The sequence below is a fragment of the Cellulomonas sp. KRMCY2 genome, assembly GCF_000526515.1.
Classification (GTDB): domain Bacteria; phylum Actinomycetota; class Actinomycetes; order Actinomycetales; family Cellulomonadaceae; genus Actinotalea.
The window spans coordinates 2,487,101-2,500,624 of the sequence record NZ_JAGF01000001.1; the positions used below are offsets into that span (position 1 = coordinate 2,487,101).

At 69.5% G+C, this 13,524-nt stretch carries 11 protein-coding genes and 1 pseudogene; 3 read left to right on the forward strand and 9 right to left on the reverse strand.

Annotation, left to right across the window (positions count from 1 at the left end):
• Positions 1-30 precede the first annotated feature (30 nt).
• The 4 genes from K415_RS0111950 to K415_RS0111965 form a co-directional block, all read right to left on the reverse strand.
• On the reverse strand, positions 31-687 hold the full coding sequence (locus K415_RS0111950) for an NADH-ubiquinone oxidoreductase-F iron-sulfur binding region domain-containing protein (RefSeq protein ID WP_024287276.1): 657 nt from the start codon (positions 685-687) through the stop codon (positions 31-33).
• A complete protein-coding gene (locus K415_RS0111955) occupies positions 684-2,765 on the reverse strand; it encodes an FAD-dependent oxidoreductase (RefSeq protein WP_024287277.1) in 2,082 nt (693 codons plus the stop codon). Before K415_RS0111955 ends, K415_RS0111950 begins: the two co-directional genes overlap by 4 nt.
• Before the next feature lie 880 nt (positions 2,766-3,645).
• A complete protein-coding gene (locus tag K415_RS0111960; RefSeq protein WP_024287278.1) occupies positions 3,646-4,878 on the reverse strand; it encodes an MFS transporter in 1,233 nt (410 codons plus the stop codon).
• Between the two features lie 33 nt (positions 4,879-4,911).
• The gene (locus K415_RS0111965) at positions 4,912-5,838 is read right to left on the reverse strand and encodes a hypothetical protein (RefSeq protein ID WP_024287279.1); all 927 of its coding nucleotides are present in this window, start codon (positions 5,836-5,838) and stop codon (positions 4,912-4,914) included.
• 164 nt (positions 5,839-6,002) lie between these two features.
• Between K415_RS0111965 and K415_RS0111970 the strand changes: the two genes are divergently transcribed.
• Positions 6,003-7,025: a LacI family DNA-binding transcriptional regulator gene (locus K415_RS0111970; RefSeq protein ID WP_024287280.1), complete on the forward strand. Its 1,023-nt coding sequence runs from the start codon at positions 6,003-6,005 to the stop codon at positions 7,023-7,025.
• 111 nt (positions 7,026-7,136) lie between these two features.
• On the opposite strand, the pseudogene K415_RS24005 reads toward K415_RS0111970, so the two are convergent.
• Positions 7,137-7,526 (reverse strand): annotated as a pseudogene (locus K415_RS24005) (transposase); the annotation flags it as partial.
• On the opposite strand from K415_RS24005, the gene K415_RS25020 reads away from it, so the two are divergent.
• Entirely contained in the window at positions 7,432-8,010 is a 579-nt protein-coding gene (locus tag K415_RS25020) for an ATP-binding protein (RefSeq protein WP_369795280.1), read from the forward strand. The pseudogene K415_RS24005 and the gene K415_RS25020 sit on opposite strands and share 95 nt — an antisense overlap.
• Before the next feature lie 118 nt (positions 8,011-8,128).
• On the opposite strand, the gene K415_RS22810 is transcribed toward K415_RS25020, so the two are convergent.
• On the reverse strand, positions 8,129-8,323 hold the full coding sequence (locus K415_RS22810) for a hypothetical protein (RefSeq protein ID WP_024287282.1): 195 nt from the start codon (positions 8,321-8,323) through the stop codon (positions 8,129-8,131).
• A 447-nt stretch (positions 8,324-8,770) separates the two neighbouring features.
• On the opposite strand from K415_RS22810, the gene K415_RS22815 reads away from it, so the two are divergent.
• Positions 8,771-10,012, forward strand: coding sequence for an EAL domain-containing protein (locus tag K415_RS22815; protein WP_155859453.1), 1,242 nt, complete (start codon positions 8,771-8,773; stop codon positions 10,010-10,012).
• Positions 10,013-10,544: 532 nt separating this feature from the next.
• Here the strand turns inward: K415_RS22815 and K415_RS0111995 are convergent.
• The 3 genes from K415_RS0111995 to K415_RS0112005 all read right to left on the reverse strand — a co-directional run bounded on the left by K415_RS0111995 (position 10,545) and on the right by K415_RS0112005 (position 13,412).
• Positions 10,545-11,309, reverse strand: a complete 765-nt coding sequence (locus K415_RS0111995; protein ID WP_024287284.1) for an ATP-binding cassette domain-containing protein — start codon at positions 11,307-11,309, stop codon at positions 10,545-10,547.
• On the reverse strand, positions 11,306-12,232 hold the full coding sequence (locus tag K415_RS0112000) for an ABC transporter permease (RefSeq protein WP_024287285.1): 927 nt from the start codon (positions 12,230-12,232) through the stop codon (positions 11,306-11,308). Before K415_RS0112000 ends, K415_RS0111995 begins: the two co-directional genes overlap by 4 nt.
• Positions 12,233-12,326: 94 nt before the next feature.
• Complete coding sequence (locus K415_RS0112005) at positions 12,327-13,412, reverse strand: substrate-binding domain-containing protein (RefSeq protein WP_024287286.1); 1,086 nt, start codon at positions 13,410-13,412, stop codon at positions 12,327-12,329.
• Positions 13,413-13,524 lie beyond the last annotated feature (112 nt).

Here is a 13,524-nt window from a genome sequence, read left to right on the forward strand (position 1 = left end):
CCTCCTCGTTCTCGATGGGGTGGGTTCTGGTCAGGAGGGCCGCCGCCGGCGATGCATGCCGCCGGGACCAGCCGGTTCAGCCCCGCCGGACGCGCCGACGGGGACGGGGGCGGAGGGCAGCCGGGGCTTGATCGGCCCGGCCTTGGCGATCGCGCCCACCGGGCACACCGGCAGGCACGCCGAGCACCGCGTGCACACGGCGTCGTCGACCACGTGCACCAGCTCCGGGCCGCCCGCGATCGCGCCGACCGGGCAGACCGGTCGGCACGCCTCGCAGCCGGTGCAGGTCGCCGGGTCGACGTACACGGTGAACGACATGGTGCAGGTCAGCGAGGTGCACCGCCCGCGGCGCACGTGCCGGTCCCACTCGTCGGCGTGGTCGTCCAACGAGTCAAGCACGCTGCGCGCCGCCGTCCCTGCCATGGCGCAGGGCACGAGGTCGACCATCAGACCGCACAGCTCCTGGACCAAGGGGAGGTCGCCGGGTTCGCCCTTGCCGACGGTGATGTCACTCACGATCGTGGCGACCTGCCGGGTGCCCTCGCGGCAGTAGACCTCGCGTCCGCACGACGACGCCGCCGCCTGCCACATCAGCGCGGCCGCCTGGGTCACGGGGCACGCGGTCCCGGCGGCGGCCGCCGCGGCGTCGATCAGGGTCAGCGCCTCGGCGCCGCGGTCGCACCTCATGAGCGCGCTCCCCGGTTCGCCGCACCGGACTGGTAGACCGCGTCGTTCCAGTACTTGACGGTGTCCACGTCCGGGCGCAGCTCGCAGTGCAGGCACCGGGAGGTCTCGGTGACGACCGCCTCCGCGGTGCTGCAGTCGGTCCTGGTCAGCTGCGAGAAGCTCGGAATGGTCCCGAGCACAGGGTCGTGCTCTGTGCGGTCGAAGTAGGTGTCCTCGATGTCGCCGTCGCCGCCCAGGTACCTGTCGATGCTGGACGCTGCGGTGCGGGCCAGCGCGATCGCGCCGATCACCGTCGAGGTGCCGGTGATCGCGTCGCCGGCGGCGAACACGCCGGGCGTCGAGGTGCTGCCGTCGGGCTGGGTGACCACGAAGTTGCCCCGCCGCAGCTCGACGCCGAACCCCGGCGTGAGGTCCGACTGCTGGCCGGCGGCGACGATCACGGAGTCCGCCGCGAGCGCCCGCGTGCTGCCGGCGACCTCGTCGAGCGTGAGGCCCTCGGGGGTGAACGCGAAGGACCGGACGTCGGTCACCCGCAGGCCGACGACCCGGTCGTCCAGCGTGGTCGGCTCGACAGCGACCGACGCATGCACGACGACGCCCTCGGCGATCGCGTCCCGCACCTCCACCGGGTCGGCCAGCATCTGCCCGAACGGCTCGAGGCAGAGCAGGTGCACCTCGGCGGCACCTGACCGCAGGGCAGACCGGGCGCAGTCGAACGCGACGTTCCCGCCGCCGAGCACGGCCACGGTGGCACCGAGGTCGGGACGCTCGCCGTCGTTCCAGCGCCGGCAGACGTCCACGCCGTCCACCACGTTGGCCCATCCGGTCTGGTAGCCGGGTGGGCGCTTGCCGGCCTGCGCGCCGGTGGCGACCAGGACCGCGTCGAACTGCTCGCGCAGCGGTGCGAGGTCGGTGATGCGGACGTTCGTCTCGATGACGAACGGGGCGACCTCCTGCAGGATCGCGATCTCGCCGTCCACGACCTCCTGAGGCAGCCGGTACCGGGGGATGCCCCAGCTGAGCATGCCCCCCGCACGCGACCGGCGCTCCAGCACCGTGACCTCGTGACCCTTGCGGGACAGGTAGTGCGCGGCGGTCAGTCCGGCAGGCCCGCCGCCCACGATGGCGACCCGCTTGCCGGTGGCCGGCTCGACCCAGGTCCGGCCACGCCAGGTCTGCTCCGTGTCGTTCTCGACCGCGAACCGCTTCACCTCGCGGATCGCGATCGGAGCATCCATCTTCCCGCGCTTGCAGTCCTGCTCGCAGTTGTGGCTGCACACGTAGCCCAGGCTGAGCGGGAAGGTCAGCTTCTCGCGGAACACCGCGACCGATTCGGCGTACCTGCCCTGGCCGGCGAGCTGCAGGTACAGCGGGATGTCGGTGTGCGCGGGGCAGGCGTTGCTGCACGGCACGAGCGCCTGTCGGCGCGCCACGTCCTGGCGGAACAGCCCTGGCGGGTCCATCAGCGTGCCGGTCGGGCAGACCTCCACGCAGGCGCTGCAGAACCGGCAGTCGGTCTGGTCGTGCGGCATGTCGTCGACGGTGCCGACGTACGCCTCGCCGCCGGAGTAGTTCATCTCGAGGATGGAGACGCCACGCAGGTCGCTGCAGGCCCGGATGCACCGCGTGCACTGGATGCACCGGAACATCTCCTTGGAGATGATCGGGTTCGAGGCGCCGGTCCGCGCCGTCTCCTTCTCGATCTCACGAAGCCGCGAGTGGGCCACGCCGGTGTACTGCATCAGCGCCTGGAGCTCGCAGTTCAGGTACGCCCTGCAGGACGTGCAGTCCTTGGGGTGCGGCGCCAGGATCAGCTCGAGCGCCACGTTCCGGATGTGCTCGACCCGCTCGGTCTTGGTCCGCACCACCATCCCGTCGGCGACGGCGACCTCGCACGCCTGGACAGGCTGGCTGTGCCCGTCGACCTCGACCGTGCACATCCGGCAGCCACCTTCGGCCGGCAGGTCCGGGTGCGAGCACAGGTGCGGGACATAGATGCCGGCGTCGAGACAGGCGTGGAGGAGGTCCTGGCCGGGTCGCGCCCGCACGGCGACCCCGTCCACCTCGATCCCGACCATCTCGACCGCCTCTCGCTCGCGTCGTGCGGTCCGTGCCCCGACGCGAGCGCCAGCGACCCGTCCCCCGCGGCGCCGCGCCGGACAGACGGTCGCGGAGCCGTCGTCACGGACAGTAGGTGCGCCACGGTGGATGGTGACATTCAGTATTCGCATAGGAGGAGGGCGGTCCGACGGCCATTGGTCCCGGGCCGGACGGGGTCTCACCAGAGACTTGGCGGGATGCCGGACCGTGGGTCCCAGCGAAGCTCGGACCTCTCCGGCAGAGGCGGCGCGCGCCAAGGTCGTCAGCGCGAGCTGCGCCGACGTCACGATGACCGTGGACCGCACCTGCACGCACCTGCACGCACCTGTTGGCTCCACGGTTGGCTCCACGACCCAGCTTCCGAGGCGACCGCAGCGCGACTCAGGCCCGCGGCGTCAGTCGCGCCGTCGACAGCGAGCCCATAGACCGCGCGCGCACTCGCGACGACCGGTCGGAGCGCAACGCCACCGTCTGCGGCATGGTCGAGCTCTCGCCTGCGAGCGATACGCAAGACCGGGTTGCCGTCCTGGGGACGACCCGCATCGGCGATCGCCGCGGCGCCCAGCGTCGGGCAGGTCATCCGCCCCCGCGCACCTGCTTGCCGATCGGCCACGAGTCGCACCGAGCCGCGGCTGTCGTAGCGCCTGCACGACGCGGTCTGCCGTCCACCCCCCGAAGGCCGCGGGTGCGCCGATGCCCTGGCCCTTCCGGTGTGCGCGGGCTCGGCGACACGTCGGACAGGACCAGGGCATCAGGTTCCTGCATACCAGCGGGCGTGACGACCGCCGGTAGGTCGAGCGAGGCCCGAGCCGGGGGCACTGTCCACGGTGTCCCCGGCTCGGGCCTCAGTTCCTCCCGTCAACCGAGGGCGGGCTCACTCACCTCGGGGGCCACGTCGCCCCGCATCTCCGGGCTGATCTCGTTGTTCTCTTCGGGCACCACGCGTGTCCAGATGAGGTACGCCGTCAGGTACAGCAGGAACATCACCAGCGAGAAGGTCATGAGCGTGCGCGGCGCCGGGTCGCCGAACACCCCGAGGAGCTTCTCGACGAAGCCGGCCGCGATCTGCCCGAGGAAGAGGGCACCGAACGCGACGGACATCGCGTAGGAGACGTTGGCCCGCGGGCCGGTGCCGATCGCCTTCATCTCGATCGAGGGGATCATCAGCCCGTTGCCCAAGCCGTTGATGAAGAAGCCCAGGACGATGATCGGGATGCTGTGCGCGCTCAGCACGATCAGGAACGCCACAGCGGTCAGCGCCAGGTAGACCGCGAGGGTGTATCGCTTGAACACGCGGTAGATCCAGCCGAAGCACAGCGCGGAGATGCAGGCGCCAGCGGTGTTCGCGGAGAAGCCCATCGCGATCTGCGCGGGTCCGCCGAGCCCGTCCTGGGTCACCATGATCGGCATCTTCAGGAAGAGCAGCATGCCGGCCATCAGGTTGAGGAAGACGAACCCTGCGATCAGGGCGAGCTTGGCCTTCTGCTTCGGGGTGAACTGCGGCTTCTCGACGGCTTGGCGGGCAACGGGTGGCGGGATCGACGGAAGGGCGTACGCCTCGAGCAGCAGGACAAGGATGAACACGCCGTAGGCGAAGAAGGTGTAGCGCCAGTTGATCGCGCCCAGCACGCCCGCGAGCATCGTGATGAACACCGCGAGCAGGCTGTCGAAGCCGTTGGCCCAGCCGAGCATCCTGGCGCGGTCCGGGCCGTGCCAGAGCTCGGACACGATGCACCCGACCAGCGGCGCCGTCATGCCCGCACCGATGCCGACCAGGCTCCGGGACAAGATGAGCGCCCAGATCGAGTAGCTGAACAGGTAGCCGCCGAGGCCACCGATGATGTAGATCACCAGGGCGATGAGCACGATCTTCCGTTTGTCATACCGCGCGCCCACTCGTCCGACGATGAACGAGCACAGGAACATGAATACCACGGAGCTGGTGGAGACCAGGTTGATCAGAACCGGGTCGGCGGTGGGGAACGCCTTGGCTATCTCGCCCAGGGCGCTGTTGATCAGCGACACCTCGATGTTGAGCAGGAAGATGAAGAGCACGGCCGTGCGGACGAGCCATCCATTCGTCTTGACCATCTGACACCTCTTCTGTTGACAGCGACGTTGCTGCTAGCGGACCTGGGTGCGCGACCAAGGGCTGCGCCCACCGGCCGCCTGGAGCTGGATGTAGCGGTGCATGCCCTGGACCCGGCCGCCGAAGAACCGGACCATCTCGTACGTGGTCGCCGACGCGGGCATCTGCTGCAGCACCGACCGGCCCGTCAGGTCGGCGATGTCGAGGGTGCGCTGATGGGCGTCGATCATGATCTCGGGCACGAAGCACGAGGAGTTCTCGTGGTCGACGACGTAGGGGCAGACGTACCCATCCACCGTCAGGCGCGAGACCACCACCCCGTGCTCCACGTCGACGGCCAGCACCTGCCCGCCGGTCGGGTCGACCGGGCGACCGGGCCACAGACCACCTCCGACAGGAGACGGCTCGGTGTCCTCGGGCACCTCACGACCCTGCAGGGCCGCCAGGTACTTGGCGTCCTCGAAGACCACACCGCCGATCTCGAGCAGCACGCATTGGTCGGCGGTCTCGTACTCCAGCGCCCCATCGGTGTCGTAGATGGCCCGACCGAGCGCTACCAGCTCCTCGCGCGTGGCCCGCTGGCTGGGGTCGATCTCCCTGGTCCAGACCTCCGGCAGTTCGGCCATCTGATCGGGCAGGTAGACGAACCCCGAATCGGCGCGAGAGCGGTCCAGGTACAGCTCGATCTCCGTGAACACCTCGGCCTCGACCTTGATCCGACCGAACACGATGGTCGGAGAGCCTGCCTCCTCGACCGCTGCGGCGAACACCACGGTGCCGGCCTGGTCGTCGGCCACCACCTGGGACAGGCATCTGACCGCGGTCACGGTGCGCCACGCGGTCATCAGCGCCAGGGCCGACGGCCGGGAGTCCTCGGTAGCCGCGTAGCGAGCGGCCAGCGGCAGGCGCCCTGGATCATGCGCGACCATCGAATCGAGCAGGGCCTGGACGTGCTTCTCCACTGGGTCTCCTCGTCGTCAGCGCCACCGGTCGCTCACTTAAGCGCTTCGGTAACGGCGCTCACGCTATCTATGCGCCGACCGTGTGAGGAAAGACCGATCGCGCATAGAACGACGTCGCACGCACGACCGGCCGGGTGGCGGTGCTGTCCGAGTAGGCTCGCGCCGTGGTTCAGGGCCGGAGCAGAGCGCGGTCGGCTCGCGTCACGCTCAAGGACGTCGCGGATCGGGCGGGTGTCTCGCTCAGCACGGCCAGCTACGTGATGAACGACGTGGCCGGCCAGTCCATCCCCGCCCCGACCCGCGAACGGGTCCGACGGGCCGCCGACGATCTGCACTACATCCCGTCGGCCGCCGCCCGCACCCTCGCGCGCGGGCGCAGCGACACGATCCTGGTACTGCTCCCCGATGAACCGATCACCTTCTCCCTCGCGCGGTTCATCGACACCTTCGGCGAGGTCGTCGCCCGGGCCGGCTACGAGGTGATCTTCCGCGAGCACGCCAGCGGCACCTCGCTGGCCCAGGTGGCCTGCGCCCTCGCACCACTAGCGGTGACCAGCCCCGGCCCGGTCGCCGCGGCGGACCGGGCAGCTCTGAAAGCCGCCGGAGTGGCCCTGGTCGGCGCGCCAGAGGACGGAGTGCTGGCGGTGCACGACCTACAAGCGTCGATCGGATACCTCCAGGCCACCCACCTGCTTGACCGCGGGCACGAGCGGATCGTGTACGCAGGATCGAACGATCCGCGTCTGAGCGTCCTCCAGCGAGGTCGTTGCGCTGGGGTCGAGCGCGCCTGTCGCGAACGGTCGGCTGCTCCTGCCTCCCTCGAGGTGATTGCACTCGACGTCGACTCCGCGACGGAGGCGGTCGCGAGGTGGGTCTCGGCACAGCCCCGACTGTCGGGCGTATGCACATTCGACGACGACCACGCCCTTGCCGTCCTCGCCGGGATGCGCGCACACCACTTGGCGGCACCCGCTGACCTCGCGGTGATCGGCGTCAACAACCTTGCGTCCGGCCGGTTCTCGGACCCCCCGCTGACCTCCGTCGATCAGTCCGACGACGTGAACGCCAGGGAGCTGGCAAATGCCGTGATCAGCGTCGTCCGCGCGTCAACCGGGGACTCTCCAGGTGGATACCAGCCGCTGGCAACGACGAGCCGAGCGTTCCTCGTCCAGCGCTCATCGACGTGAAGACCCGGCGCGCAACCCGGAACGGCCTCGGATGGTCGAGTAGCCACACGCCAGTCATGGACGGCACGGTGCAGGCTCCGAGTGGTGTCGCGCAGACCCTTCTGTGTCTTGTCAACCCGGGCTGGGGTTGGTGATGGTGGTGTTGAGGGTTCGGTAGATCTGGCGGGCGAGGTAGCGCTTGAGGACGCGGCGGATCTCCTTGGTGGTGCGTCCTTCGGCGCGTCGCATCTCGACGCAGGCGCGGGTAGCGGGGTCGTGTGTCATCCGGACGATTGTGGCCATGTGCACGGCACGGTTCAGGCGTCTGTCTCCGCCGCGGTTGAGCCGGTGTCGGGCGGTGTTCCCTGACGAGGCGGGGATGGGGTTGACCCCGGCGAGGCAGGCGAATGCGGCCTCCGACCGCACTCTGCCTGGGTGGGACCAGGCGGTCAGCGCGATCGCGGCGGTCACGGGCCCGATGCCGGTCTTCTCCAGCAGTACCGCGGCGCGCGACTTGGCCACCGGCGCCTACCTGGCCGCCGGGGAACCCGTCGTGCTCCTCGGAGACTCCGGCACCGGCAAGACCCACCTGCTCATCGGCCTGGGCGTCGCGGCCTGCGAACAAGGCCACCGGGTCCGCTACGTGACGACCGCCCACCTGGTCAACGAGCTCGCCGAAGCCGCCGACAACCGCACCCTGTCACGCGTCGTGGCCCGCTACGCCCGCCTGGACCTGCTGCTCCTCGACGAGCTCGGCTACGTCCAGATCGACCCCCGCGGCGCCGAACTGCTCTTCCACGTCATCCAGGTTCGCTCGGGCACGCCGATCAGCTCACAGAACCTCGCGGTCGGCATGCCCGCCTCGACCCGGACTACCTCGAGGTCCTCGAAGGGCCCAGGCGGCCCTCCGCACTCTTCTTCCGCACCCGGATCTCGACTGCGGCCTCACCCAGCGCCTGAGTCTCCCGGTGGCGGGTCATCGTCAGGCGGATCGGGCGACTCCTGACTGACTGACGCCAGGGCGATCGTCGGCGACACCGCTGGTCGCTGAAGGTCAGAGGCGTGACGGCTGGCCAGGAGTTCCGCCTCGTCCCGGCAGTCGCAGGTTCCCGGTGCTTGCCTGGCTACGTGAGGTCGCGCCCGTTCCTGAAGTCGATCACCAGTTGACGCACCTGTTCCCTCATGAGCCGCCCCAGGTCGTCCCACAGGACCTGAACACGCTCCGGTGGCGCGCCGCCTTCGCGGGCATCCCACCAGGCGTTCCTGGCGGCGAGGATGTCCTCATCTGTCAGATCGACCCGCCACGCGACATCCTCCACCGGAGGAGTCTGACGCGCGTCGACCCAGGGCGCATCGCCCGTCGGAGTGAACGTAACGGGAAGGTTAACGAGACCGGCCCCTGGGCAAGCGGACGGTACGCCGCAGCGGCCTCCACGAGACCAGGCCTTCCAGCGCCCCCGGACCAGTCGTCGACCACTCTGCCGGATGCCGCTGCAGCCTTCGCTGGTGGTGCTCGGGGCTTGTCGCAGGGACGCGCGAGGGCGAGACGGGGGAGCCGAGGGCAAGGGTGTCGAGTCTCGCAAGGGAGGTTTCACCCGGCGTCCGGGGCGGCCTGTCACACCAGACGTGACCATGATGGGTGTGGCGGATGACTACTGGGTCCGCCACTCGGTGTGTTCGGGAGTGGTGGGATGCGGCTCACGGGGAGCGAGACACGGCACGGTGCTGGGGCGCGACCGGGGGCCGGCTTCCGGAGCCGCATCTCGATGGACCGGGTGGTCAGCTGGGGCCCGACGGTCCCGCGATGGGCGGCGGTCGTGGTGGTCGGCGCGCTGCTGGCCATGGCCTGGGGGGTGGTCTATGCCGCCGGGGGCACGAAGACCGCCACACCGCACCTGTTCTACATCCCGATCCTTCTCGCGGTCGTGCTCTTCGGGATACGAGGTGCGTCGGTGGTCGCGGTGGTCGCCGCTGTCCTGGCCGGTTCGTTCCTGCCGATCGATACCGGCACCGGTGAGCAGCAGGCCCTCGTGGGCATGCTGGTCCGCGGATCGTCGTTCTTGTCGGTGGGCGTGTTGGCATCGTTGTTCCTGGTCCGAGGGCAGCGGCTCGACGGCGAACTGGCTGCCCGAGACGTTCAGGACCTACTCAGTGGCCCGCCGGCGCCGGCGGTCACGATCGACACGGCTCTGATCCCGTTGGTCGCCGACATCTTGAGCCGGCGGGCGTTCCACCCGGTGTTCCAGCCGATCTACTCCCTGCACAATGGCCGGCTGGTGGCGGTCGAGGCCCTGACGCGGTTCGACGTCGAGCCCTACCGTCCCCCGGATGTGTGGTTCGCCGCCGCGGAGCTCGCCGGTCTGGGAGCGGACCTGGAGATCGCAGCGATCGAGGCGGCCATCGAGGCGACCACCGACCTGCCCGGAGACGTCAGCCTGTCGCTCAACGCTTCCCCGGCCACTCTGGCCGATCCCCGCCTCCATGAGTTGCTGTTGGCCCGGGACGGGCGCGACTTCACCCTGGAGCTCACCGAGCACGCCGTCATCGAGGACTACGACCTGCTCGAGGTGCCCCTGGCGGCCCTGCGCGGCGCCGGTGTGATGATCGCGGTGGACGACGCGGGGGCGGGGTTCGCCAGCCTCCAGCACATCGTCCAGCTGTCCCCGGACGTGATCAAGCTCGACATCTCGCTGACCCAGAACATGGGCTTGAGCGCGGTTCGCCGGGCCCTGGGACGCGCCCTGGTCGAGTTCGTTCACCACACCGGGGCGATGCTCGTTGTCGAGGGCATCGAGGACGAAGCCGACCTGCGCGCCTGGTCCGAGCTCGATGCTGATGCCGTCCAGGGCTACCTCGTGGGCCGACCGGGCTCTCTGCCGGCCGAGCCCGCGAGTCCGATCATCACGGCACTGCTCGACATGCAGTCCGACGCCATACCCGCCACCGCAGGCCTGCCCGTACAGCGGTCATGGCCTGAGCAGCCTGTGAGCGCGTCGCCGCCGAGGTAGACGGCCAGCCGAGAGCCAGAGCCGCGATCGACGGGCGCGTGCGCCGGCGATCCGATGTTGCGAAGCCGCCGGAGGGCCGTCGTGCTCTTCGGCTTGCGGGCGACGACCATCGGGCTCCCGGCCTCGGTGCGGTGTGGGCCTTCCTGGCGCTGTGCGGGCGGGCCGGTGTACCGGTGTCGGTGCCCGACGGTACCGACGCACCGTGCTGTGGCACCCTGTGGGCGTCGAAGGGCTTCACCGCAGGCAACGACGTGATCGCGACGCGAGCCTTCGAGGCGCTCTCGGGCGCGAGTGGTGAGGGCCGACCGCCGGTCGTCTGCGACGCGTCGTCGTGCCCGCACGGACTGCGCCAGATGCGCCCACACCCGGAACCGGACGGCCAGGCGAGACTCGACCGCCTGACCGTTCTGGACTCCGTGACCTTCGTGCGCACCAACGTGCTGCCGGGACGACACTCGCGAGGTCCCCGCCCGCGTGCTCTCGCACGGGTGCTCGGTCGTCAGGTTCAGGAACGGCGGCCGGAACCGGCGGGTCACCTGAAGGTCGATGCGCCCGTGACCTGGGCGACCAGGTCGACGCCCGTGACGTCCGACGTGCGGTGCCCGTCGACGACGCGACCTCCCCGCATGACCCAGACCTGCTGGGACAACCTCATGACCTGCTCGAAGTTGTGCGAGATGACGAGCACGGTCGTCCCGTTGTCGACTATCCGGCGTACGAGGTCTTCCACCTGCGCCGTCTCCCGTAGGCCCAGGGCAGCAGTCGGCTCGTCCATGATGACGAACTGGCTGGACCACATGACGGCCCGAGCGATCGCCACTGCCTGGCGCTGACCCCCCGAGAGCCGCTTCACCGACTTGGTGACCGACGGGACGGTCACGGCCAGTCCGTCGACGAGGGCGGCCGCCTGCCGTCGCATCTCGGCCCGTCGCATCGCACGGAAGGGCCCGACCCCCCGCGTCAGCTCCCGGTTCAGGAAGATGTTCTGCCACACCGCGAGCTGGTCTGCCAGAGCGAGATCCTGGTAGACAGTCTCGATACCGGCTCGACGTGCGTCGAGAGGCGAGCTGAACCGGACAGGTGCGCCGTCGACCAGGATCTGCCCCTGGTCCGGGGCGTGGTAGCCGGACAGGCACTTGATCAAGGTCGACTTGCCTGCGCCGTTGTCGCCGACGATGGCGGTCACCTCCCCGGCGTTCGCGTACATCGACGCCCCACGCAGGGCCTCGACGCTCCCGAACGACTTGGTGACATCGACGACCTCGACCTTGTGCTGCGACCTGCTCTCCGCGCTCATCTCCTTCCTCGCATCAGTGTCGCGGCCGCCAGGACGACGACGCCCACGACGGCAGGTTCGTAGAAGGCCTCGACACCGACCATGGTCAGGCCGGTCTGCATGACGGTGAGCAGGAGGGCACCGAGCATCGGACCCCAGATCGTCGCCCTGCCCCCGAACAGGCTGGTGCCGCCCAGGACGGTGGCGGCCACGGCCTTCATGACGTAGTCCGTGTTCGTGGCGGGCTGGGTTGCTCCCACGTAGAGCACGAGGAAGATGCCGGCCGTACCGGACATGGCGCCGGCGATCACGTACCCGATGAGCTTGGTCCGCGGGACTCGCAGGCCCATGGCCTTGCTCGCGTCGACGTTGTCGCCGACGGCCAGCAGGTGGGTCCCCGTCGGGCGGTAGGTCAGCACGAAGTGCAGCACGGCACCGATGAGGAGCACGATCATGATGTTGTAGCGGAGGAACCCGACGGACTGGCTCGACACCGTCCGCAGGACCGGGTCGGCGACCGGGACCGGGATGCCCCTCGACACGATGAGACCGATGCCCTGCACCAGACCCATCGTGCCCAGAGTCACGATCATGTCGGGGATCCGCACCCGGCCCACGAAGAACCCGTTCGTCGCCCCTACCGCAACCCCCACGCCAACGGCCAGCGTGCACGCCAGGGCGAGGCCCCAGCCGGCCGAGTACGCCATGCCGAAGACCACGCTCGCCAGGGCGAGAGTTCCGGCCATCGACAGGTCGATGCCTGCGAGCATCACCGCGAAGGTCATCCCGATGGCGAGCAGCATCGGGATGGCTGCGTCAGCGAGCATGCCGTTGACGTTCTGCCACGTCGCGAAGTAGGGGGACAAGAGCGAGAAGGCGATGAAGCTCAGGACCAGGGCGGTGGGTGCAGTCGCCTTCGTCCAGGTCTCCTCGAGTCGCGCCACGCGCACGAACCTCTGGCCCCGGGTCGGGGCGGCGGGTGCTGGCGCTGGCGCGCGGGTCAATGTGGACACGGGTGCGGATCCCATCAGTAGCTGGTCAGTCCTCGAACGGGTTCGGAACCTCGAAGTCCTCGGGCGGTGCGGGGGAGGAGGCCAGCGCAGCGGCGGCGTTGTCCTTCGTCACGATCATCACCGGAGTGTCGACACGCTCCGGCAGGGTCGAGCCCTCGTGCGCCGCGACGCATGCCTGCACGGCCTGGTAGCCCATGAGGTACGGGAACTGCTCGACGGTCGAGGCCAGCTTGCCGTCCGCGATCGACTGCAGCTCCTCCTCGGTGCCGTCGATGCCCACCACGACGACCTCCCCGGTGCGACCCTCCTGTTCGATGGCCTCCTGGATGCCCATGGCCTGCGTCCCGGCCGGCGTGAAGAAGCCCTTGACGTCGGGGTTCGCACGCATGATCGCAGCCGCAGCGTTCTTGGCCTTGACGCGGTCGGCGTCGGCCGAGACGGTCTGGACCACTTCGAGCTTCCCCTCGACGACGGAGTTGAAGCCTGCCTGGCGCGCGATGTTGCCCGCGTCCTGAGCGAGGGTGCCGATGATGGCCACCTGAGAGCCTTCAGGGACCAGGCCGAGCATCGCCTCGCCTCCAGCGGCCCCGGCGTCCTCGTTGACCGTCCCGATGAACGTGGTCACGTCGACGCCCTGAGCCGCCGCCCCCTCGAAGTCCATCTCGAGGTCGATGTTGATGATGGTCGCGTCACCTGCGCTCGTGAGCGGGGTGATCAGGTTGGTCGGGCTGGTCGGGTTGAGGATGTAGCAGTCGAAGCCCTGCGAGACCAGGCTGCTGAGCTTTGAGGCCTGCCCGGTGTCATCGCTGACGTTCTGGGCGGCGGCGACCATGAGGTCGACACCCAGGGCCTCGGCCGCCGCCTCGCCGCCAGTCACCATGGAGCCGAAGTAGACGTTGTCGAGCGGCTTGGTGATGAATGCCACCCTGACCTGGTCGTCACCGGCCGCATCGTCGGCCGGTGCCGCTGTCACGTCCCCGGCAGCCTCGGTGGCCTCGCCGGCCGTGTCCGTGTCGTCGGTCGCCGTCGTGCCGCAGGCGGCGAGCGCGAGGAGCGCGACGAGGGTTGTGCCGAGGGGCGTCAGGCGACGCCTCGAGGTGGGGATGCTCATGGGGGCTACCTCTCTTCGTTGAGATGCCGTCCGGATCACGCCGATCCGAACGGACCACGATCTGCGACTGAACAGTCCACGTCGCTGACTCATGCTGTCCTGTTTCTGACAG

What these genes read in the sequence shown, in the direction of transcription:
- K415_RS0111950 (WP_024287276.1), bottom strand. Translation starts at nt 687, where the DNA reads ATGAGGTGCGACCGCGGCGCCGAGGCGCTGACCCTGATCGACGCCGCG.
- K415_RS0111955 (WP_024287277.1), bottom strand. Translation starts at nt 2,765, where the DNA reads ATGGTCGGGATCGAGGTGGACGGGGTCGCCGTGCGGGCGCGACCCGGC.
- K415_RS0111960 (WP_024287278.1), bottom strand. Translation starts at nt 4,878, where the DNA reads ATGGTCAAGACGAATGGATGGCTCGTCCGCACGGCCGTGCTCTTCATC.
- K415_RS22815 (WP_155859453.1), top strand. Translation starts at nt 8,771, where the DNA reads ATGGACCGGGTGGTCAGCTGGGGCCCGACGGTCCCGCGATGGGCGGCG.
- K415_RS0111995 (WP_024287284.1), bottom strand. Translation starts at nt 11,309, where the DNA reads ATGAGCGCGGAGAGCAGGTCGCAGCACAAGGTCGAGGTCGTCGATGTC.
- K415_RS0112005 (WP_024287286.1), bottom strand. Translation starts at nt 13,412, where the DNA reads ATGAGCATCCCCACCTCGAGGCGTCGCCTGACGCCCCTCGGCACAACC.